General features: G+C 67.7%; 17 protein-coding genes, 1 tRNA gene and 1 pseudogene. 5 read left to right on the top strand and 14 right to left on the bottom strand.

The genetic code is table 11. From position 1 onward, the window contains the following. Position 1: 1 nt before the first annotated feature. From AC1DDA_RS24005 to AC1DDA_RS23975, 7 genes are all read right to left on the bottom strand, one after another. Complete coding sequence (locus tag AC1DDA_RS24005) at positions 2 to 2266, bottom strand: hybrid sensor histidine kinase/response regulator (RefSeq protein WP_476797676.1); 2265 nt, start codon at positions 2264 to 2266, stop codon at positions 2 to 4. Then, positions 2263 to 2964 carry a chemotaxis protein CheW gene (locus AC1DDA_RS24000; protein WP_476797675.1) on the bottom strand — a complete coding sequence of 234 codons (702 nt, stop codon included), beginning with the start codon at positions 2962 to 2964 and terminating at the stop codon, positions 2263 to 2265. The genes AC1DDA_RS24005 and AC1DDA_RS24000 overlap by 4 nt, the downstream gene beginning before the upstream one ends. Further along, positions 2964 to 4238: a CheR family methyltransferase gene (locus AC1DDA_RS23995; RefSeq protein ID WP_476797674.1), complete on the bottom strand. Its 1275-nt coding sequence runs from the start codon at positions 4236 to 4238 to the stop codon at positions 2964 to 2966. The genes AC1DDA_RS24000 and AC1DDA_RS23995 overlap by 1 nt, the downstream gene beginning before the upstream one ends. Continuing rightward, positions 4238 to 4702 carry a chemotaxis protein CheW gene (locus AC1DDA_RS23990; protein ID WP_476797673.1) on the bottom strand — a complete coding sequence of 155 codons (465 nt, stop codon included), beginning with the start codon at positions 4700 to 4702 and terminating at the stop codon, positions 4238 to 4240. The genes AC1DDA_RS23995 and AC1DDA_RS23990 overlap by 1 nt, the downstream gene beginning before the upstream one ends. A gap of 24 nt (positions 4703 to 4726) precedes the next feature. Next, on the bottom strand, positions 4727 to 6364 hold the full coding sequence (locus tag AC1DDA_RS23985; RefSeq protein ID WP_476797672.1) for a methyl-accepting chemotaxis protein: 1638 nt from the start codon (positions 6362 to 6364) through the stop codon (positions 4727 to 4729). Between the two features lie 154 nt (positions 6365 to 6518). Beyond that, entirely contained in the window at positions 6519 to 7805 is a 1287-nt protein-coding gene (locus AC1DDA_RS23980; protein WP_476797671.1) for an NAD(P)/FAD-dependent oxidoreductase, read from the bottom strand. Positions 7806 to 7905: 100 nt separating this feature from the next. After that, the gene (locus tag AC1DDA_RS23975) at positions 7906 to 10254 is read right to left on the bottom strand and encodes a molybdopterin guanine dinucleotide-containing S/N-oxide reductase (RefSeq protein ID WP_476797670.1); all 2349 of its coding nucleotides are present in this window, start codon (positions 10252 to 10254) and stop codon (positions 7906 to 7908) included. Between the two features lie 174 nt (positions 10255 to 10428). Here AC1DDA_RS23975 and AC1DDA_RS23970 point away from each other — a divergent pair, with 174 nt between their 5' ends. After that, positions 10429 to 11217 carry an enoyl-CoA hydratase/isomerase family protein gene (locus tag AC1DDA_RS23970; RefSeq protein ID WP_476797669.1) on the top strand — a complete coding sequence of 263 codons (789 nt, stop codon included), beginning with the start codon at positions 10429 to 10431 and terminating at the stop codon, positions 11215 to 11217. On the opposite strand, the gene AC1DDA_RS23965 is transcribed toward AC1DDA_RS23970, so the two are convergent. Beyond that, on the bottom strand, positions 11181 to 11660 hold the full coding sequence (locus AC1DDA_RS23965; RefSeq protein ID WP_476797668.1) for a MarR family winged helix-turn-helix transcriptional regulator: 480 nt from the start codon (positions 11658 to 11660) through the stop codon (positions 11181 to 11183). The two genes, AC1DDA_RS23970 and AC1DDA_RS23965, sit on opposite strands and share 37 nt — an antisense overlap. A 116-nt stretch (positions 11661 to 11776) precedes the next feature. Between AC1DDA_RS23965 and hmgA the strand changes: the two genes are divergently transcribed. Further along, entirely contained in the window at positions 11777 to 13135 is a 1359-nt protein-coding gene (hmgA, locus tag AC1DDA_RS23960) for a homogentisate 1,2-dioxygenase (RefSeq protein WP_476797667.1), read from the top strand. Between the two features lie 40 nt (positions 13136 to 13175). Here hmgA and AC1DDA_RS23955 read toward each other — a convergent pair whose 3' ends face one another. The 5 genes and pseudogenes from AC1DDA_RS23955 to AC1DDA_RS23935 form a co-directional block, all read right to left on the bottom strand. Further along, positions 13176 to 14630, bottom strand: coding sequence for an FAD-dependent oxidoreductase (locus tag AC1DDA_RS23955; RefSeq protein WP_476797666.1), 1455 nt, complete (start codon positions 14628 to 14630; stop codon positions 13176 to 13178). Further along, positions 14627 to 14947: a (2Fe-2S)-binding protein gene (locus AC1DDA_RS23950; RefSeq protein ID WP_476797665.1), complete on the bottom strand. Its 321-nt coding sequence runs from the start codon at positions 14945 to 14947 to the stop codon at positions 14627 to 14629. The genes AC1DDA_RS23955 and AC1DDA_RS23950 overlap by 4 nt, the downstream gene beginning before the upstream one ends. Continuing rightward, positions 14928 to 16055: an NAD(P)/FAD-dependent oxidoreductase gene (locus AC1DDA_RS23945; protein WP_476797664.1), complete on the bottom strand. Its 1128-nt coding sequence runs from the start codon at positions 16053 to 16055 to the stop codon at positions 14928 to 14930. The genes AC1DDA_RS23950 and AC1DDA_RS23945 overlap by 20 nt, the downstream gene beginning before the upstream one ends. Positions 16056 to 16059: 4 nt before the next feature. Further along, positions 16060 to 16381, bottom strand: a pseudogene (locus tag AC1DDA_RS23940) (hypothetical protein); the annotation flags it as partial. A gap of 254 nt (positions 16382 to 16635) precedes the next feature. Continuing rightward, a tRNA-Leu gene (locus AC1DDA_RS23935) sits at positions 16636 to 16722 on the bottom strand. A gap of 277 nt (positions 16723 to 16999) precedes the next feature. Between AC1DDA_RS23935 and AC1DDA_RS23930 the strand changes: the two genes are divergently transcribed. Both AC1DDA_RS23930 and AC1DDA_RS23925 read left to right on the top strand, forming a co-directional pair. After that, positions 17000 to 18004 carry a complex I NDUFA9 subunit family protein gene (locus AC1DDA_RS23930; RefSeq protein ID WP_476797663.1) on the top strand — a complete coding sequence of 335 codons (1005 nt, stop codon included), beginning with the start codon at positions 17000 to 17002 and terminating at the stop codon, positions 18002 to 18004. A 22-nt stretch (positions 18005 to 18026) separates the two neighbouring features. Next, positions 18027 to 18707 carry an HAD family hydrolase gene (locus AC1DDA_RS23925; protein ID WP_476797662.1) on the top strand — a complete coding sequence of 227 codons (681 nt, stop codon included), beginning with the start codon at positions 18027 to 18029 and terminating at the stop codon, positions 18705 to 18707. Between the two features lie 140 nt (positions 18708 to 18847). Here the strand turns inward: AC1DDA_RS23925 and AC1DDA_RS23920 are convergent, their stop codons facing one another. After that, positions 18848 to 19843 (bottom strand): 2-hydroxyacid dehydrogenase, encoded by a 996-nt coding sequence (locus AC1DDA_RS23920; protein ID WP_265058007.1) that lies wholly within the window; start codon positions 19841 to 19843, stop codon positions 18848 to 18850. Positions 19844 to 20025: 182 nt separating this feature from the next. Between AC1DDA_RS23920 and AC1DDA_RS23915 the strand changes: the two genes are divergently transcribed. Beyond that, positions 20026 to 20547: an SH3 domain-containing protein gene (locus tag AC1DDA_RS23915; RefSeq protein WP_476797661.1), complete on the top strand. Its 522-nt coding sequence runs from the start codon at positions 20026 to 20028 to the stop codon at positions 20545 to 20547. Positions 20548 to 20556 lie beyond the last annotated feature (9 nt).

The raw sequence follows: 20556 nt of genomic DNA, 5'->3' as shown, positions 1-20556 counted from the left end.
CTCACGGCTCGCCGATGAGATCTTCGACGGCGTGGAGCAAAGTCTCGTCGTGGAAGCTGCTCTTGGTCAAATAGTAATCGGCGCCAGCGTCGAGGCCTCGGCGCCGATCCTCCTCGCGGTCCTTGTAGGAAACGATCATCACCGGGATGTTCCGCAGGCCATTGTCCTTCTTGAGCAGGGTCACGAGCTCGATTCCGTCCATGCGGGGCATGTCGATATCGGTCACGACGAGGTCGAACGCGCCTGACCGGACGGCATTCCAGCCATCCATCCCGTCGACTGCGACCTCGACCTCGAAGCCGCGATGGGCGAGCAGCTTCCGTTCCAGCTCGCGCACGGTAAGCGAATCGTCGACGACGAGGATCCGCTTGCGCTGCCTCTGCGCGGCGCGTTCCGCCCGGTGCTCCAGCGGCTTCAGGCGACCGCTCGAAACCAGCTTCTCCATCGAGCGGATCAGATCCTCGACATCGAGAATCAGCACGGGGGACCCGTCCTCCATCAGGGCGGCGGCGCTGACGTCCTTGACCTTGGCCAGCCGTGGATCGAGCGGACGCACTACGAGTTCGTGCTCGCCGAGGAAACGATCGACAACCATGGCATAGATGTCGTTGCCCTGGCCGACGACGACGGCCGCGAGGTCGGCCCCGGCCGCGCTGGGCTCGCCGTGCCCGAGAACCTCATGCGCGGTGACGAGCCCGACCTGCCGGCCGTCGAATTGGAAATGCGGCCTGCCTTCGAGCGAGGCGATCCGTTCCAGCGGCAGTCGCAGCGCCCGCGTGATCGCGGCAAGCGGGAGGGCGTACGGCTCCCCGGCGATCTCGACGAGCAAGGCCCGGATGACGGACAATGTCAGCGGTAGCTGTAGCTGAAAGCGGGTGCCATGGCCGAGCCGCGAGGTGATCTCGACCTGTCCACGCGTCTGGCGCACCATTGCCTGGACTGCGTCGAGGCCGACGCCACGCCCGGAGATGTCGCTGATCGTCGGCTTCATCGAGAAGCCGGGCAGGAAGAGAAACTCCAGCAGCTCCGCCTCGCTGAGATCGTGGACGGTCTCAGTCGTGCTGAAGCCACGTTCGAGCGTCGCTTGCCGTAAAGCGTCGAGATCGATGCCGCGGCCGTCATCCGAGACGATGATCTGCAGGAGGCCGGCATGATGCCGTGCTTCGAGGCGGATGACGCCTTCGGCCGGCTTGCCGGCTGCGCGCCGTTCCTCGGGCGTTTCGAGCCCGTGATCGACCGCGTTGCGCAAGAGATGGCCGAGCGGGGCGTCGAGCTGCTCCAGGATATCGCGATCGATGCTCGTCGTGCCGCCGACGATGTCGAGGCGAACCGTCTTGCCGAGCGCCCTCCCGATGTCCCGGACCGTGCGGGAGAAGTGCCGGACGCCGTCGTCGAAGGGCCGCATGCGGCTTGCCAGCGTCTCGTCGTAGAGCCGGCTGGCAAGATCGGTGGCCTGCCGGTCGACCACGTCGAACTCGTCGAGCCGCTCGCTCAGGATCGCCTGGCTTTCCTGCAGCCTGATTTGCACGGCCTCAAGCGCCTGCAGCGCGTGCGGATCGGTCGTCGCGGCCGGCAGCGCGGTCTGGAGGGCGTCGACGCTCCGGGCGAGCTCGGCCTGCGCTCGCCGCAGCCGCAAGAGCCCGTCGTTGAAAGGTCGCAGGCGCCGGGATGCCATCAAAGACTCGCCGGCGAGGCCGAGCAGACGATTGAGGCTCTCCGCCGTGACCCGGACCATGCGGCCGCCCTGCCCGTCGTCGGACAGGGGGGGCGAGCCGGTCTCGGCAGACGTCGACAGCGTGCTGCTTTCGGTGAGCGGGGCGGTATTCTGTTCGGGCGCGGGTCCGGCGCTCTCGGGGCCATCCGGTACGCCGCCGGCGGAAGCCTGCTGAAGCGCCGCTATGAAGCCGCCGATCCGCCGCTCCGCCTCGGCTGCGTCGGGGCCCTCGTCGGAGGACAGGGTTGCCAGAAGATCGATGCCCTTGAGCAGGGTATCTATGTGGCCGTGGTTAAGCCGCAGCTTTCCGTGCTGCGCCGCGACCAGGCACTCCTCCATCTCATGGGCGATCCGTACGGCAGGAGTCAGATCGATGATCCGCGCTGCGCCCTTGAGCGAATGCGCAGCCCGCATGCAGGCTTCCAGATGCGTGGCCGCCACCGGATCGCGCTCCAGTGCCAGAAGCCCGGTCGTCAGGGCCTGAGACTGCGTGGAGAGTTCGGCGCGGAACAGCTCGAGCAGGGAGAACTCGCTGAAATCCTCGCCGCTCATGCGATGCTCCGGTCGATCAGCCCGGCCAGCCTTCCGTCGTGGAGACAGCCCACCGCCCGGCCATTCCAGGCGATGACGCCAGCGACGGCGCTCGCGGCGGCCTTGCCGATCGTGGCGGGGGCCATGCCAAGGTCATTCCGGTCGAAGCTGTAGAGCCCGTGGACCTCGTCGACTTCGAAGGCCGAGCGCCGGCCTTCGGCGCCGACCACGACGAGACGGCGGAAGGCCGTGATCCGCTCGCTTGTCCGGGGCACCGCGTCGGCATCGATCCCAAGCAGTTCGGACAGGGCGACGCAGACGAGCAACTCGCCACGGACGTTGACGATGCCGCGAACGGCGCTGCTGCGGCGGTGGGGCAGCGAATGGATCGGGCGCGGCTCAGCGATCTCCTGGCAGGCGGTGGCCGGCAGGGCGAGCCACTCCGCTCCGATCCTGAAGATCAGGACGGTCTTGAGCGCGTCCCGTTTCGCGCCGTCGCCGGCCGGCCGAGCGAAGAAGCGGGTCCATTCCTCGCGGTAGCCCTGCGGCACCGCCCGATCGAGCAGCTGGCGTGCGATCTGCGCATGGGTCGGGCAGTTGCGGCAATGCAGATGCGCCTCGAGCTCGGGGCAGGACTGGTCGCCCCGGACGCCGATCTTTCGCCAGCATTCATTGATGCCGCTCGCCGGCTCAGGCGTGATGTCGACTGCGACGGACATCAGGTTCCGCTCCTCTTCGTCAGCCGATCGAGCCGGTTGGCGAGCGCCCTGGCGCCCGCCTCGTCACCGCGGCGCTGCAGCAGCAGCTTGAGCTGCGCCAGCGCCTGGCGGTGGTCCGGCGCAAGATAGAGCGCCTTGCGGTAATTGCCCGCGGCGGCCTCCCCGGCGTTGTCGGCATCCTGGGCGAGGCCGAGCAGGTAGAAGACCTGCGCCGACGGGCCGAATGCGGCGATGTGGCGCTCCGCTGCGACGCGTGCTTCGGAGAGGCGCCCGGCATTGGCGGCATTCTCGATGGCGGCAAGTCCCGCAGCCTCGCCATCGGGCGGCACGGCCGAGGCCTTCGATGCGTTCTGCAGCGGAGCCGTGAAGGGTCGATGTTTCTGTGGCGGGGCAGCGCCGGAGAGCATGGAAACCGGCGGCTTACGGCGCGCCTGCGGTGCCGGTGCGGGGCGCGCCATGGTCTCGATGCCCGGCGGAGCAGGGGCCTTCGTAAAGGCGAAGGCGCGCGGCAGGCGCGCGCCCGTGAAGCCGTACAGGGAGGGCAGGCCAGACTCTCCCGGCCCAACGAGCAGCAACCCCTCCGGGGTCAAGGCCTGACGCAGCACCGCAAGGGCGGCGGCCTGGGTCTCGCGATCGAAATAGATCAGCAAGTTGCGGCAGAAGATGATGTCGTACGCGTCGCGCCCGGGCGCATGCGCCGGATCGAGGACGTTGCCGAGCGAAAACCGGACCTGCCGCCGCACGAGCTCATGCGGCCGAAATTCTCCCTCGAGCGCCTCGAAGTAACGTGCCCGGAACGCGAGGTCGCTGCCGCGGAAGGAGTTCCGCCCATAGAGGGCCCGTTCGGCCAGCAGGAGGTTGCGGCTGCTGACATCGATGGCGTCGATCGCGAAATCCTTCGGCTCGAATCCGGCATCGAACAGCGCCATCGCCATGGAATAGGGCTCTTCGCCCGTCGAGCAGGGCAGACTCAGCAGCCGGAGCGGGCGGCCCTCGCGCCGCAGCTCGCGTGCCTTGCGCGCCATCGCGGCGAAGGCCTCGCGATCGCGAAAGAACCAGGTTTCCGGCACGACGACGCAATCGACGAGTTCCTGGCGCTCGCTCTCGTTCTCAGCGAAGTAGCGCCGATAGGCCTCGAGGTCGGGCTGCCCGCAAGCCGTCATGCGCCGCGTCAGGGCGTGGCGGATGACGGAGGGGCCGACTGTCTCGATGCTCAGCCCGATCATCTCCCTAAGGATACGCTCGAAGTCGCCGGTGGCCGCGCCCTTCTCCATCACGGCTCTGCCGTCAGCTGCCGGAACAGGATGTCGCGGATCTCCGGTGGCAGCAGCGCTTCCGCCCTGATCCACTGAATGAGGCCCCCCTCGTCGGCCGCGACCGGTCCGAGATAGGCCGGCGTCCCGGCCTCGACGCCGGAGGTGGTGAAATCGGCGGGGTCGCGCGCAATTGTCTCGATGGCACGCTCTGCGATCAGCCCGAGGAGCCTGGGATCTCCCTGTTCCGCCGGATAGTGCAGCAGGATGATCCGGGTGCTCAGCAATGGCGCAGCCGGGCGGCCGAGCGCGAGCAGGGAGAGATCGATCAGCGGCACGGGCGTGCCGCGATAGCTGATCGCGCCGGCGACACCGGCTGGAGCGGCCGGTAGCTGCTTCACGGACAGCAGCGGCAGCACGGTCTCGACCTGCACGGTGTCGAGCACGTAGCGATCCGCCCCGAGCTGGAACATCAGGAACAGCATCTGTCGCTCCCGTTCGCGCCTCCGTCAGGCCCGGAGCTTGAAGCGCGAGATGCTGCTTCGCAGCCCGCTCGACACCTGGTTCAGCTCGTCGATCGCCAGGGTGGATTGCTGCAGGGATTCGACGGTCTGTTGCGCTGCTTCGCTGAGCTGTGCCAGCGCCTCGCTGATCTGGCCGGCGCCGGTCGCCTGTGCCTGCATGCCGTCGTTCGCGACCTCGAAGCGCGGCACCAACCCCTGCACCTGCTCGATGATTTCCGACAGCTGCCCGCCGACCTGCTGGACATCCTGCATGCCGCGCCGGACCTCCTCGGAGAACTTGTCCATGCCCATCACGCCGGCGGCGACGGCCGACTGGATGTCCTTGACGATCTGCTCGATGTCGTAGGTCGAGACGGCAGTCTGGTCGGCGAGGCGGCGAATCTCGGTCGCCACGACGGCGAAGCCGCGCCCGTATTGCCCCGCCTTCTCCGCCTCGATCGCGGCGTTCAGCGACAGCAGGTTGGTCTGGTCGGCGACCTTGGTGATGGTGGTGACGACCTGATTGATGTTGCCGGCCTTCTCGCTGAGGATCGCGAGCTTGGCGTTGATCGCCCCGGCCGCCTCCATCACCTGATGCATTGTGGCCTCCATCCGCGCGAGGCCCGCCTGGCCGCCGCCGGCAAGCGTCGCGGTCTGCTCGGCCACGGCGGAGACCTCGTCCATTGTCCGCACGAGCTCGTTCGAGGTCGCGGAAATCTCCTTGGACGTCGCGCCGATTTCCGTCGTGGTGGCGGCGATCTCGCTCGCCGTTGCCTGTTGCTCCTTCGATGTCGCGGCGACTTCCGTGATCGAGGTGTTGACCTGGATGCTCGACTTCTGGATCTGCCCGATCAGCCCGGCCAGGTCGTCGGCCATGGCGTTGACGCCATCCGCCAGAGTGCTGAATTCGTCGCGCCGCGCGAGGGCGAGCCTCTCGCTGAAATCGCCGCGCCGCATCACCTCGACGATGCCCAGCAGCTTGCCGAGCGGCACGGTGATCGCCCGGAACAGCAGATAGCCGCAGAGGATAGCGACGCCGAGCGCGACGACGAAAGCGATGATCAGCCCGAACTCGGCGGCGCGGACGATGCGGACGATGTTGCGGGTCGAGTCGTCGGCCTCGGTCTTGTTGAACTCCATCATGGTCCGGAGGGCGCTGCCGAGCCGGGTCGCGAGCGGTTCGATCTGGTCCTTCACCATCGCGCTCTGATCGATCGCCTGCCCATTGGTGGCCGCGAGCTTCGAGGACGCGAGCATCGCGTCCTCGATCGGGACATATTGCTCGAACAGCCGCTGCGCCTCGGCGTAGTTCTTGCGATCCTCCTCGGAGTCGATGGTGGGTTGATACGCCTTCAGCAGGGAGCGCATCGTCTCCCTGCTCGCGAGGATGGCATCGCTCGCGCGGGTTCTTTCCGCCGCCGTGTCGGAAAGCTGGAATTCGCGGATGAGGCCGCGGGCTCCGGTCCAGGCCGTGGTCAGCTGCGCGCTGTAATAGAGGCCGGGCACCGTATTGGTCTCGACGGTCAGCGCCTCGCGCTCGGTCTGCAGGAACCACACATAGCAGAGCGCCGCGATGGCAGACATCACTGCCATCACGGCGGCGAAGCTGAGCAGGATACGGCGGCGTATCGTCAGGCTCTTCATGGTTCAATCTCTCATCGACGCGCAGTGGGGCCCAATCGCGGTCGAGCAGACGCGCGGACGGAACGCCCCGAATCATCGTTAGCGTGGAGTTATTTCCCGACTGTTGAAGAGCACCGCTACGATTCGAGGAACCGCCCTGGCGCCGATCCTGCCGTTACTGCCGGCGTTCCCGCAGGAAATCGGCCGCCTGGTAGCGCCAATAGGTCAGCTGGACCGCGGCGGTGCCGAACGGCCCGCCGTTCCAGGCGAGGCCGAATGGGGCAAACAGCTTGAACCGATCGCTCGCGCCCCGGATCGCCTCGGCGATGACGGTGCCGCCGACCGCTGTCGTGTTCATGCCGTGGCCGCCGAAGGCGGTGCAGTACCAGACACCCGGGCGATACTGCCCGATCTGCGGCATCAGATGGCGCGCATAGGACATCAGGCCCGACCAGGCGAGCTCGACCTTGAGTTCCGAGAGCTGCGGATAGGTTGTGACCATCTCGCGGCGCAGGAGCGCGGCGACATCGCGCGGCTCGGTCGTGCGCGTCGTGATGCGGCCGCCCCAGAGGATGCGGGAGCCGCCCTCGACCAATCGGTAGTAATCACCGGCGCGCCGGTCGTCGCCAACGCCTGCGCTGGTCCGGATGGCCTCGCGGATCAACTCCGGCGCCGTCTCGGTCAGCAGCACATAGGTCGCGATCGGCAGAAAGGCGCGCTTCAACGGCGCGAACAGGCCGCCGGTATAGCCGCCCGTGGTCAACAGCGCCTGCTCCGCCTCGATGGTGGCCTGCGCCGTGCGCAGACGCTTCACCGGTCCTTCCAGCTCGCATGAGAGGACCGGCGAGCCCTCATGGATCACGCCGCCGAGCCGCACGAGCTCGCGAGCAAGGCCGTGCGCATAGTTCAGCGGATGGAAGTGGAAGGCGTCGTCGTCTGCCAGCGCGGCGTGGTATTTCGGCGAGCGCAGCAGCCCGCGCGTTTCTTCCCGCCCGAGATAGCGCAGATTGCGCCCGAAGCGCTTTTCTTGCGCGTCGCGCTCCTGTTGCAGCGCCGCGCCGCCATCATGGCGCACGACCCGCATGATGCCGGGCGAGGGCGCGGCGTCGGCGATGCCGAGGCTTTCGATATTGCGCCGGACGATGCCGACGCCTTCGAGGGTCAGGCGATAGAGTTCCTCGGCCTGCTGACGCCCTGCCTGGCGCTCGATGGCCGAGAGCGAGGTCGCATAGCCAGCGCTGACGAAGCCGCCATTGCGCCCCGAGGCGCCCCAGGCGACACGCTGCGCTTCCAGCAGCACGACCGACCGTCCGGCGCGGGCCAGTTCGAGCGCGGCGGTGAGCCCTGCCAGCCCGCCACCGACGATGCAGATCTCCGCTTTGATCTGCCCCTCGGCAGGATGGTAGCCGTCGGCCGAAGCGAGTGTGCGGCGGTAGTAGGTATCGATATAGGTCGGGGACATCGGGGCTCGCGGCAGGCGGAAGACGATTTCGGTGGAGCGCTGTCGCGCGACCCGCTAACGCCTTTCGGCACAACGGATCCGCGCTTCAAGCCGCGATGGCCTATTCCGCCGCTTCGGCGGCCGGTCCGCCCGGCGGATCATAGGCCTGGATCGGCGGCAGATTGCCGTCGAAGCGCTCGACCTGCACCGTCGTCAACTGCCCGGTGCAGCCCTGCGCCAGCGCCGAGGTGCCGATATCGCGGGTCAGCACGTTCGGATTGCCGTGGACGCAGAGCGGCTTGTCCTCGGTCGGGTCGGCCGGATCGTACCAGGCGCCGGTCGGCAGCTGGACGACGCCCTTGCGAATGCCGTCGCTGAGGATGACGCCGGCAAGGCAGGCGCCGCGCTCATTCGAGATGCGGATGATGTCGCCATCGACGATGCCGCGTGTGGCAGCATCTTCCGGATGCATGCGCGCGACCTCGCGGCCGCGAAGCTTGCCCTCGCCGCTGTGCCCGCCGAAGTCGAACTGGCTGTGCAGCCGGGTCCGCGGCTGGTTGGCGACGAGGACGTAAGGGGCGGCCGCATCGGGGATGTTCGTCGCGCCGAGCCAGGCCGGGTGCCCGAGGCAGTCCGTTTCGCCGAAGCTCGCAATGGTCTCGGAGAAGATCTCCAGCTTGCCGCTCGGGGTCCGCAGTGGCGAGCCCGCCGGATCCTGCCTGAAGGCGCGCAGATTGCCGCCATCGTCGGGCTGTTGCGGCAGCTCATAGCCTTCGCTCGCCCAGAATTCGGCGAAGGAGGGCGCCGGCAGTCCCTTCTCGGCAAGGCCGGCGCGGGTCGGCTCGTAGAGATGCTCCAGCCACTGCCGCACGCTGCGGCCTTCGGTGAAAGCTTCGGCCGTGCCCAGCCGCTCGGCCAGTCCGGCGAAGATGGCGTAGTCGTCGCGCGCCTCGCCATAGGGCGCGACGACCGGATGCATCGGCACCAGCAGCGGGTCGTTGGAATTGCCGCCGATATCCTCGCGCTCGAGCGTCATCGTGCAGGGCAACACGATGTCGGCATGGCGCGCCGTCGCCGTCCAGGCGAGTTCGTGGACGACGAGCGTATCGAGCCGGGCGAAGGCCTGCCGCAACCGGTTCAGGTCCTGATGATGGTGGAACGGATTGCCGCCGGCCCAGTAGACCAGCTTGATCTCGGGATAGGTCCGGGTTTGGCCGTTATAGCGATAGGTCGAGCCCGGATTGAGCAGCATGTCGGAAATGCGCGCGACCGGGATGAAATCGCTGACCGGGTTCTTCCCTTGCGAGAATGTCGGCATCGGCACGGCGTTGTAGCGCCGCCCGTAATAGGCGATGGCGCCGAGCCCATAGCCGTAGCCGCCGCCGGGCAGGCCGATCTGCCCGAGCGCCGCCGCGAGCACCATGCCCATCCAGACCGGCTGCTCGCCATGTGTCGCGCGCTGCAGGGCATGGGCCACGACGATCAGCGCGCGCTTGCCGTGCAGGCGCTTGGCCAGCGCCACGATGTCCTCAGCCGGCATGCCGGTGATGGGAGCGGCCCAGGCCGCATCCTTGGGCTGCCCGTCGTTTTCTCCGAGCAGATAGCGCTCGAAGACCGGCCATCCGGCCGTGTAGCGCTCGAGGAAGGCGCGGTCGTGCAGTCCGTTGACGACGAGCGCGTGGACGAGCGCCAGCATCAGCGCGGTGTCACTGCCGGGGATGTTCGCAACCCACTCGGCGCCGGCCTCCGTCGGCAGGTCGCCGCGCAGCGGGCTGACCAGCACGAATTCGCAGCCGCGTTCCCGGGCCCGCTCCATCGCGCCGCGCTCGACATGGCGGCTGATGCTGCCGCCGGCCACCATGCTGTTCTTGAGCGCCATGCCGCCGAAGGCGAGCACGATCTCGCTGTGCTCGGCGATCTGCTCCCAGGAGACGTTACGCTTCACCAGATCCTCGTAGTCGCCGATGATGTGCGGCACGAGGACGGAGGAAGCGCCCGAAGAGTAGCTGTTGACCGACTTCACATAGCCGCCGGTCGAGGTGTTGAGGAAGCGGTGGATCTGGCTCTGGGCATGATGAAAGCGCCCCGCGCTCGCCCAGCCATAGGAGCCGCCGAAGATCGCGCCGGGGCCGTGGCCGTCCCGTACGCGGCGCAGTTCCCCGGCGAGTTTGTCGAGCACCGCCGACCACGACATCGGCACGTACTCGTCACGCCCGCGGCGGTCGTCGGGACCAGGCCCATTCTCCAGCCAGCCACGGCGCACCATCGGCCGGGCGATGCGGGCGCGATGGCGCAGCGCGCCCGGAAAGTTCTGGATGATGTCGTTCGGGTCGGGGTCGCCCGGATGCGGCCGCACCTCGAGTTGTCCGTCCTTCATCCGCGCCGAAAATACGCCCCAATGCGAGGTATGCGGACGAAAGGCTTCGTTGTCGGTCAAAGCCTCGGGTGCCTGGCCGGCGGGGCTGGTCATCGCCGCGATCCTCGGATTGTTAGCTGGGAACGACGATCCGTCTTCGGTCGTGCCAGAACGGAGCGCAAGAAAAATCCGCCATCGAGCGATGCGCTGGGAGCAGACCCCTTCTGCTGGTCTTCATGAGCCCGGAGCGGCAGAGTGGCGGCGCATCATCTGAAAGGCGTTGGGACAATGCAGAATTCCTCGGACGACGTGATCGTCATCGAAAGACAGGGCACGGTGCTGACGGTGACGATGAACCGGCCGAAGGTGCTGAATGTGCTCGACGAGACGCTGGCGGATGCGCTGATCGCGGCATTTGAGCCGATCGCCGCGGATTCGGACATCCGAGCGGTGGTTCTCGCCGGCGCCGGCCGCTCCTTCATGGCGGGCGGGGATCTCTCCCGCTTCCATGCCGATCTTGCTGGGGCGCCTGCAACAGCGGGCCTGCTCATCGATCGCTTTCATGCCCTGATGCGTCTGATCAAAGCCCTGCCACAGCCCGTTGTCGCCGCAGTGCAGGGGCCTGTCGCTGGCGGCGGCGTCGGTCTCGCGCTCGCTTGCGACATGGTCGTCGCGGCTCAGGGCGCGAGCTTTCTGTCGGCCTACACCAAACTGGGAACCAACCCGGATGGCGGCACGACATGGTCGCTCGCGCGGCTGCTCGGTCCGCGCCGCGCGCTCGAATTCGTGCTGTTCAACGAGCCGATCGATGCCGACACCGCGTTGCGCCTCGGCCTCGTCAACCGGGTGGTGCCGGATGGCGAGCTGGCGGGCGCGGCGCAGGCGCTGGCCGAGCGCCTGAGCCAGTGCAGCGTCGGCGCCAACAGGGCGAGCAAGGCCCTCATTCAGGCCGCGATGGAAGGTTCCTTCGACGCCCAGCTCGATCTGGAGAAGCGGGCCTTCATGGCCAATGCGGCAACGGCCGATTTCAGGGAAGGGATTCAGGCCTTCTTCGACAAGCGTCCGCCAGGGTTCTGACGCGGCGCATCCGGGGCCGACAAGCGCGCCTCCAGCCGGTCCAGTCCTCGTAGCAGCTGGGCTGCGTCCGGGCCGAGCGCCGCCAGGATTTCTTGTTCGAAGGCGAGTGCGCGCGGCACGATCTCGCCATAGGCGCGCAGCCCCGCGGCCGTCAGCATCAGGCTCTCCTCGCGCCGGTCGGCCTCGTTTTCGCGGCGGGAGAGCCAGCGGCGCTCCTCGAGCGCGCGCACTGCCCGGCTGACCTTGGTCTTGTGCATGGCGGAATGGGCGCCGACGGCCTTCGCGGTCACCGTGCCGAACTGGCCGAGCGTGGCCAGGACGCGCCATTCCGGCACCGTCAGATCGTGATGCGGCCCATAGACAGCGCGGAATTTCAGCGAGAGCGCGCTGCTGAGCCGGTTGAAGCGATAGGGCAGGAAGCGTTCAAGCGCGAGCGTCGTCATGCCTTGTTGGTTACAAAATCAACCGTTACGAAAGCAACTTATTTGACGCGCGGGTACCGGCGAACACCGGCCGTTGTCACCTGCCGCGCCGGGAATCACCGTCGGGAGGTCGCACCATGAACGTTCAGGATCCCGCTCGGCCGCCCGCAGGCGTGCGCAAGGTCGAGAGCGCCATCCAGTCGAGCTACATGTCCGGCTTCGGCAACGGCTTCGAGACCGAGGCGCTGCCGGGCGCACTGCCGCTCGGCCGCAACTCGCCCCAGCGCTGCGCCTATGGCCTCTATGCAGAGCAGCTCTCGGGCTCGCCCTTCACCGCGCCGCGCACCACCAATGAGCGCTCCTGGCTCTACCGCATCCGGCCGACGGTGGCGCATTGGAACCAGTTCCGAAAGGCCGATATCGGGCTGTGGCGCACCGCGCCGGCCCGCGAGGTCGATCTGCCGCTCGCCCCGCTGCGCTGGAGCCCGCTGCCGATACCGTCGCAGCCGCTATCCTTCATCGAGGGCATGCACAGCATGACCACGGCCGGCGATGCCGGCAGCCAGGGCGGCATGGGGGCGCATGTCTATCTGGTCACGCGGTCGATGGTGGATGAGTATTTCTACAATGCCGATGGCGAGATGCTGTTCGTGCCGCAGCAGGGGAGTTTAAGACTCTGGACCGAGTTCGGCATCATCGACATCGAGCCGGGCGAGATCGCGGTGATCCCGCGTGGCGTGAAGATCCGCGTCGAGCTGCCCGGCGAGCCGGCACGCGGCTACATTTGCGAGAACTATGGCGGCGCCTTCTCCTTGCCGGAGCGGGGACCGATTGGCGCCAACTGCCTTGCCAACCCCCGCGACTTCCTGACGCCGGTCGCCGCTTATGAGGATCGCGACGCGCCTTCCAAGATGTTCGTGAAATGGGGCGGCAATCTCTGGGTTGCCGACATCGACCATTCACCGCTCGACGTCGTCGCCTGGCACGGCAACTACGCGCCCTACAAATACGACCTGCGCAAATATTCTCCGGTCGGGCCGGTGCTCTATGACCATGCCGACCCGTCGATCTTCACGGTGCTGACCTCGCCCTCCGAGACGCCCGGCACCGCCAATATCGACTTCGTCATCTTCTCCGACCGGTGGCTGGTGGCGGAAAATACCTTCCGCCCGCCCTGGTACCACATGAACGTGATGAGCGAGTTCATGGGGCTGGTCTATGGAGTCTACGACGCCAAGACCGGCGGCGGCTTCATGCCCGGCGGCGTCTCGCTGCACAATATGATGCTGCCGCACGGCCCGGATGTGGACGCCTTCGAGCGGGCGAGCAATGTCGAGCTGAAGCCGCACAAGCTGGAGGGAACGCTCGCCTTCATGTTCGAGACGCGGTTTCCGCAGCAGGTCACCGCCTTCGCCGCTGGTTCCAATGCCTTTCAGAAGGACTATGGAGGGTACGGACACAAGCTTGCGAAGCACTTCGATCCGGACCGGCCATAGCGGGCTGGCGCGTGGCGCGCGCCGGCATGCCGGGCAGATCTCACCGCGCGACCGCCTTCACCGCAGCCTCGGTCTGCGGCAGCGCCGCCAGCTCCGCCAACGTCACCGGCTTGACCGGCGGGCGCAGGCGGTAATAGCCGACCTCGGCCGGCGTTGTTCCGCGCGTCCGGGCGATCAGCTCGACGACCGTGGGCCCGCAGAGCCGGCCCTGACACGGCCCCATGCCGCAGCGCAGGAACGCCTTCATCTGATTGGGGCCGGTGACGCCGAGGCGCGCCGCCGCATCGCGCACCTGTCCTGCGGTGACCTCTTCGCAGCGGCAGATGATGGTCTCGTCCTGCGGCGGCGCCAGAAACTGCGGTGCCGGCTTGTAGAGCAGGTCAAGGAAACGGCGGCCATGCAGCAGGCGCGCGAGTGCGGTGCGGATCGGCGTCGCCTGCCGGTCGCGCTCGGCCTCGCTCAGCTTGCCCAGCCGCGACGCTGCGCCCAAAGCCGCGATCTCTCCGCGAAGGGCCGCGCTCTCCGCCCCGCCGATGCCGGCTCCGTCACCCGCGATGGCGATGCCCGGCACGCTGGACGCGAACCAGGCATCGACGCGAGGCACCCAGGCATGCTGCTCTTCGTCGAAGTCATGGGCGCAGCCGGCCGCGTTGGAGAGGTTGACGCTCGGGATCAGGCCCTGATGCAGCAGCAGCGTGTCACAGGTGATCGCGCCCTGTCGTCCGCCTTGCTCGAACTCGACTTGCCGTAGCTTGCCTTCGCCTTTCGCCGAAAGGCCGGTCACATCGCGCACGAATCGCAGCTTCCGCCGCACCGCAGCCATCAGCTTGAGCCCCTTGGCGAGATAGGGCGAGCGCAGGAAGTCCGGCAGCGCGGAGAGCGCCTTCGGCCAGTTGGCGCGCGGTGTCGTGTCGAGCACGGCGACGATCTCGCAGCCGGCGGCCGAAAGCTGGCTCGCCAGCAGATAGAGCAGGGGGCCGCAGCCGGCGAAGACGGTGCGCCCTGCCGGCACGATGCCGGCGCCTTTCAGGGCGATCTGCGCGGCGCCGGCCGTCATCACGCCGGGCAATGTCCACCCCGGAATCGGGAAGGGGCGTTCCTGCGCGCCGGTGGTGAGGATGATCTGCCGGGCGCCGATGATGCGGGCCTTGCCGTCGAGCGAGAGGCCGAGCTCGAAGGAGCCGGGTGCCGTTTCGTCCGGGCCGAGCGACCAGGCGGTGCAGCGTGCCGCATAGGTGGTCTGCGAGCGCTCACAACGCCCGATGATCTCCGCGCCGCGCCAATAGTCCGCGCCGAGGACCGCGCGGTCCTTGACCGGCGTCGTGGTGACGGCGCGGTAGATCTGGCCGCCGGGCGCCGGATTTTCGTCGGCGAGCAGGACGGTGAGGCCTAGCCCCGCGGCGCGCGTCGCGGCGGAGAGACCGGCCGGGCCGGCGCCGACCACCGCGAGATCATAGCCCTCGGCGAGTTGCTCGATGGTTTCGGCCGGAGTCATCGGCCGGTCTCCGCGAGATGGCGGCGGCCATGCTGGGGCTCGATCCGCATGCCGTCGGTCAGAGGTACCAGGCAGCCCTGCCGGTTGCCGATGCCGTCGATGACGACGAGGCAGTCGAAGCACACGCCCATCAGGCAATAGGGTGCGCGCGGCGTGTCGGAGACCGGGGTCTCGCGGCAGGCGACGATGCCGTTGGCGAGCAGGGCGGCGGTGACGGTGTCGCCGGAGCGGCCGGTAAGCGGCGTGCCGTCGAAGGTGAAGCTGAGTCTCGCGGCGCCGGTCGCCCCCTCTCTCGCCTCAGCTATGGGCCGGAACATGGAACCTCCGCGCGGTAAAGGACGCCACCGCCTCCGGCAGCGCGCCGGAGAGGATCGCGGGGGCGAGGGTCGAGACGTGATTGGCGGCCAGCGTCACGCCGGAATGGCAGGTGACGACGAAGGCGCCGGGGCAGGTTTCGGACTGGTCGTAGATCGGGAAGCCATCGGGGCTCATCACCCGCAGCGCCGACCATGTCCGCACCACGTTGAGGCCGGCGAGTCGCGGAAACATCCTGACCGCGCGCTCGGCCATCGCCGACAGGACCGGCTGGCCGACCACAGTGTCGAAGCCGCGATCCTCGTGGCTGTCGCCGATCATGACGCCGCCCTCGTCGGTCTGGCGCACCGTGACCATGGGGTTGCTCAGGAAGGGCTCGGTCTTCTCGGTGACGATGATCTGGCCCTTGCTCGGCTTCACCGGCGCGTCGAGCCCGACCATCGGGGCGAGCCGCGCATTGCCGAGCCCGGCGCAGAGGACGATCCTGCCAGCGCGCATCTCGCCCCACGGCCCCGATATCGCGAAGCCGCCTTCCTTCGGCAGGATGCGCTCGACCGGGCTGTTAGGGCGATAGTCGACGCCGCGCCGGACCGTCGCCTCGCGCAGCGCCCGGAACAGCTTCAGCGAATTCACATGGCCGTCGAGCGGGGAGTAGATCGAGCCGACCACATCCTTGCCGATGGCGGGCAGGCGTCGCCTCGTTTCGGCATGGTCGAGCACCTCATAGGGGAAATCGGTCAGCGGCCGGCTGTTGTGGAGACGCCGCATCGCGTCGATGCGCTTGTCGAGTTCGGCCTCGGAGAGGCAGAGCATGAAGCCGCCGGGCTGGCTGTGCGCGACATCGATACCGGCCTCCTGGCGCAGGATGCCGGCAAGCTCGTGCCAGCTATCGGCCGAGCGGCGCGACCAGAGCGCGTAGTCCGGCATGCCGAAGCCTTTGGACTGCACCCAGACCAGCGCGAAATTTCCGCGCGACGCCCGGAAGGCCGCGTCGCCCTCGTCGAGGATGGCGACACGGGCGCCGCGGCGGGCGAGCCCGAGCGCGATGGCGCCGCCGACCACCCCGCCGCCGATCACGGCGATATCGGGTTCTGTGGATTTGCTGGGCACGGGATCAGCCTCTTCCGGTTCCGACGAACAGCCGGTCGAGGCCGAACAGCCTGTCCAGCGCGATCAGAGGAACCGCGGTCAGGGCGATCAGGCAGGCGCAGACGGCTGCGATGAGCGGGTCGATATTGTCCTGGATATAGAGGAGCATCCGAACGGGCAGGATCACGATGACATGGCTCAGCACAAGCCCGAGGAATGTTCCGGAGAGGCCAATCTGCGTGAAGAAGTGCAGGAAGGCGATGCCGAGGACGACATGCGGCACCATCGATGGAGACATGAACAGCGCCGTCATGGCGTCGCGGCCGGGGGAAGCGGTGGCGCGCGATGTCTGGGTCACCTCGGTGCGGCAAGCCAAGCCGGCCTTGCTCATGAAGGGAGCATGCGCAGCTTGCGTTCGACCGCCCCGGTCATCCGGTCTGACGGGATGGGCTGGGCACGTAGACGATGGAAAAAGGAGTTCCGCCCAATGGGGGCGCCGAAGCGCAACGAAATCGACGCTCGCCATTGTTCACGACAACGGCGAGGCATAGCCCCATAACGTCAGCTAAGGCGCTGACAAACCACCACTCTGGTAGATGAGTGGTGCCCAGGAGAGGACTCGAACCTCCACGCCCTTGCAGGCGCCAGCACCTGAAGCTGGTGCGTCTACCAATTCCGCCACCTGGGCAACGGCGGTTCGTTTACGGGGGGCGAGTCGTCCTGTCAACGGGCCCGCATCAACGAAATGCATTCGGCCGTCCGCAGCCTGTGGAAAGAGTTCTGGCCCGGAATATCGGAGTGGACGGAAAGCCCCGCGGAAAGACGAAGGAATGCCCGAATAGCCGAACCGCCCTCGGGCGAAAGGCCGCATGCTCAGGCCAGGAGCGCATCCGGCGCAAAAGGGATTTCCACTTTCGCGGAACATGATCTAGGAGGGCAGAAGCATTCTAAACGGAGCTCCCGCGATGGCCCTTCAAGCCCCGGCTCAGCAACTCGTCACGGTTTTCGGTGGTTCCGGATTCGTCGGCCGCCATGTCGTGCGGGCGCTCGTCAAGCGCGGCTATCGGGTGCGCGTCGCGGTGCGCCGCCCGGATCTCGCAGGCTTCCTGCAGCCGATCGGCACTGTCGGCCAGATCCATGCCGTGCAGGCCAATCTGCGTTATCCCGCCTCGGTCGCCGCCGCCGTGAAGGGGGCCGACGCCGTCATCAATCTCGTCGGCATCATGCAGGAGCAGGGGCGCCAGAGCTTCCTGGCTGTGCAGGCGAATGGCGCGCGCGCTGTAGCGCAGGCCTGCGCCGCCGCCGGCATCACACGACTCGTCCATGTCTCGGCGCTCGGTGCCACCGCCGAATCGGCATCGGCCTATGCCCGCACCAAGGCGGAGGGCGAGGCCGCAGTGTTCGCCTCCGTACCGGGCGCGGTCGTGCTGCGGCCTTCGGTGATGTTCGGGCCGGAGGACACCTTCTTCAACCGCTTCGCCTCGATGGCGCGGATGCTGCCGGTGCTGCCGCTGGTCGGCGGCGGGAAGACGAAATTCCAGCCGGCCTTCGTCGGCGATGTCGCCGCGGTGGCCGCGCGTGCGGTCGACGGCACGGTGCAGGGCGGGCGCGTCTACGAGCTCGGCGGCCCGGAGGTCATGAGTCTGCGCCAGATCCTCGAAGAGGTCTGCCGCGTGACCGGCCGCAAGCGCCTGCTGGCGCCGCTGCCTTTCCCGCTGGCGCGGATCATGGGCAGCGTGCTGCAGGTGGTGGACACGTTGACGCTCGGGCTGATTCCCGACGAACTGGTCCTGACCCGCGATCAGGTGACGCTGCTCCAAAGCGACAATGTCGTTTCCGCGGCTGCGGCCAAGGAAGGTCGGGACTTCGCCGGGATCGGCGTTGCGCCGACCTCCGTCGAGGCGATCATCTCCTCCTATCTCTGGCGCTTCCGCAAAACCGGCCAATTCGATACCGCCCGGGCGAACTGAGCGGCAACGCCGGGAGGCGAGGATGCCGTTCGAACTCGTCATCTACGATTGCGACGGCACGCTGATCGACAGCGAGACGCTCTACAGCGAGGTCAGCCTCGTGCTTTGCCACGAGATCGGCCTGACGCAGTGGACGATCGAGGATTACAACGCGCATCTCGTCGGGATTCCGCTTGCCGACGGCTTCAAGGTGATCGAAGCGGCGCTCGGCCGCCGGCTGCCACCTGATTTCGAGCGCAGAATCGAGGACGGCGTGGCTGCCCGGCTCGAATGCGAGCTGCGGGCGCTGCCGGGAGTACGGGAGGCGTTGCCGTTGTTCGCCGGACGCCGCTGCGTCGCATCCTCGACGAGCCTCGAGCCGCTCAGGCGCAATCTCGGCCTGGCCGGCCTCCTCGGCCTGTTCGATCCGCATGTCTTCTCGGCCTCGCAGGTCGCGCGTGGCAAGCCGGCGCCCGACGTCTTCCTCTTCGCCGCCGGGCAGATGGTTGTTGAGCCGGCAAATTGCCTCGTCCTGGAGGATTCCGTGCCGGGCGTGCAGGCCGCCCGGGCGGCRGGCATGCCGGTGGTGGGCTTCACCGGAGCGGCCCATGACAAGCCGCGCATGCGCGAACGCCTGCTGGCGGCAGGGGCCGCCGGCGTGATCGACACCTATCGGGACTGGCCGGGCGAGGCTGCGCGGGTCGCGGAACTCCACGCCGCCTGAGGGCTTGCCTCGCAGGCTGCCGGACGTCTCTGAACTCTCATCCCAAGGAGGCCCGCAGGGCCGTCTCGCAGGATGTTCCAGATATCTCGGAACCTCCCGGAGCATCGCGGGCGAGGGCTCGGGGAGGAGCTGAGTGCGCCTCAGAGCATGCTGGGCAGCACGCGATCCGGCGGCTTGTGCCCGTCCATGAAGGTCTTGATGTTGACGATGACCTTCTCGCCCATATCGGCGCGGCCCTCATGGGTGGCCGAGCCCATATGCGGCAGCACGACGACCTTGTGCTGGCGGGCGAGCTTGAGCAGGCGCGGATTGACTGCCGGCTCGCTCTCGAACACGTCGAGCCCGGCGCCGGCAAGTTCGCCGGCTTCCAGCATGCGCGCGAGGGCGGTTTCGTCGACGACCTCGCCGCGTGCCGTGTTCACCAGAATGGCGTCCGGCTTCATCAGCTTGAGGCGCCGCGCCGAGAGCAGGTGATAGGTCGCCGGCGTATGCGGGCAGTTGACCGAGACGATGTCCATCCGCGCCAGCATCTGGTCGAGTGAATCCCAGTAGGTCGCATCGAGTTTCTCCTCGATGCGCGGGTCGACCCGGCGGCGGTTGTGATAGTGGATCGACAGGCCGAAGGCTGCGGCGCGCTTCGCCAGCGCCTGGCCGATGCGCCCCATGCCGACGATGCCGAGGCGCTTGCCGGTGATGCGCCGGCCAAGCATCCATGTGGGGGACCAGCCGGCCCAGTCGTCGTCTGGGATGACGCGGGCACCCTCGGCGATCCGGCGGGCGACGGCGAGGATCAGAGCGATCGTCATGTCGGCGGTGTCGTCGGTCAGCACGCCCGGCGTGTTGGTGACGGTAATGCCGCGCTGCACGGCGCTGGCGACGTCGATGTTGTCGACGCCGTTGCCGAAATTGGCGATGAGCCGAAGCTGGTCCCCGGCCTGCGCGATGATGGCGGCGTCGATCTTATCGGTGACCGTCGGGACCAGGACGTCGGCGGTCTTCACGGCTTCGACGAGGGCTGCCTGCGACATCGGCTTGTCGTCGATGTTGAGCCTGGCGTCGAACAGCTCGCGCATTCGGGTTTCCACCACCGCGGGCAGCTTGCGCGTCACCACGACCAGGGGTTTCTTCTTCGACATGGCGGTCACCCTTCCGTCATCCGTATTCGCCTCGGCCTTCAACCAGCCATTAACCCTGCTGGCCCAGGAATGGAGCGGTTGCGCGGCCCCGTATGAGTTGTCTATGCGGCGGCGCAGCGGAACACAACTTGACCCTTCGCCGGGGGCAGGGTGCCGAGTAGAGAGAACGGCGGATGAAAGTTATGACGATGCGCCAAATCGCCCTGATCGGCGCTCTCTTCATCGGTTCGTCGCTCACCGCCGCCGCACAGGACATGCAGGCGGGCTCCGTCACCGGGCTGCCGGTGCCGCGCTATGTCAGCCTGAAGACGGACCGGGTGAATCTGCGCGAGGGGCCGTCGAAGGAGCATCGCACCCGCTGGGTCTACCAGCGCGCCGGTCTGCCGGTCGAGGTGACGGCGGAGTTCGAGACCTGGCGCCGTGTGCGCGATGCGGATGGCACGGAGGGGTGGGTGCTGCACAGCCTGTTGTCCGGACGCCGCACAGCCCTTGTGGCGCCCTGGTCTCGCAACAAGGACGAGGTGTTCCCGATGCGCGCCAGCGCTTCGGAAGATGCGAATGTCGTTGCCCGGTTGCAGGCGGGGGTGGTCACGAATGTCGCGTCCTGCGCCAATGCCTGGTGCCGCGTCAGCGTCGGCAACATCATCGGTTTTATCCGGCAGGACCGGCTCTGGGGTGTCTATCCGAACGAAAAGGTCGACTGAGGCTGTTGG

The sequence above is a fragment of the Allobosea sp. 10N428 genome (assembly GCF_056394545.1).
The sequence above is the reverse complement of the archived record's forward strand: the minus strand, read 5'-3'. Positions and strand labels throughout refer to the sequence as shown.

Coding starts and splice junctions, on each gene's coding strand:
- AC1DDA_RS24005 (WP_476797676.1), bottom strand. CDS start 2,266: ATGAGCGGCGAGGATTTCAGCGAGTTCTCCCTGCTCGAGCTGTTCCGC.
- AC1DDA_RS24000 (WP_476797675.1), bottom strand. CDS start 2,964: ATGTCCGTCGCAGTCGACATCACGCCTGAGCCGGCGAGCGGCATCAAT.
- AC1DDA_RS23995 (WP_476797674.1), bottom strand. CDS start 4,238: ATGGAGAAGGGCGCGGCCACCGGCGACTTCGAGCGTATCCTTAGGGAG.
- AC1DDA_RS23990 (WP_476797673.1), bottom strand. CDS start 4,702: ATGCTGTTCCTGATGTTCCAGCTCGGGGCGGATCGCTACGTGCTCGAC.
- AC1DDA_RS23985 (WP_476797672.1), bottom strand. CDS start 6,364: ATGAAGAGCCTGACGATACGCCGCCGTATCCTGCTCAGCTTCGCCGCC.
- AC1DDA_RS23980 (WP_476797671.1), bottom strand. CDS start 7,805: ATGTCCCCGACCTATATCGATACCTACTACCGCCGCACACTCGCTTCG.
- AC1DDA_RS23975 (WP_476797670.1), bottom strand. CDS start 10,254: ATGACCAGCCCCGCCGGCCAGGCACCCGAGGCTTTGACCGACAACGAA.
- AC1DDA_RS23970 (WP_476797669.1), top strand. CDS start 10,429: ATGCAGAATTCCTCGGACGACGTGATCGTCATCGAAAGACAGGGCACG.
- AC1DDA_RS23965 (WP_476797668.1), bottom strand. CDS start 11,660: ATGACGACGCTCGCGCTTGAACGCTTCCTGCCCTATCGCTTCAACCGG.
- hmgA (WP_476797667.1), top strand. CDS start 11,777: ATGAACGTTCAGGATCCCGCTCGGCCGCCCGCAGGCGTGCGCAAGGTC.
- AC1DDA_RS23955 (WP_476797666.1), bottom strand. CDS start 14,630: ATGACTCCGGCCGAAACCATCGAGCAACTCGCCGAGGGCTATGATCTC.
- AC1DDA_RS23950 (WP_476797665.1), bottom strand. CDS start 14,947: ATGTTCCGGCCCATAGCTGAGGCGAGAGAGGGGGCGACCGGCGCCGCG.
- AC1DDA_RS23930 (WP_476797663.1), top strand. CDS start 17,000: ATGGCCCTTCAAGCCCCGGCTCAGCAACTCGTCACGGTTTTCGGTGGT.
- AC1DDA_RS23920 (WP_265058007.1), bottom strand. CDS start 19,843: ATGTCGAAGAAGAAACCCCTGGTCGTGGTGACGCGCAAGCTGCCCGCG.
- AC1DDA_RS23915 (WP_476797661.1), top strand. CDS start 20,026: ATGACGATGCGCCAAATCGCCCTGATCGGCGCTCTCTTCATCGGTTCG.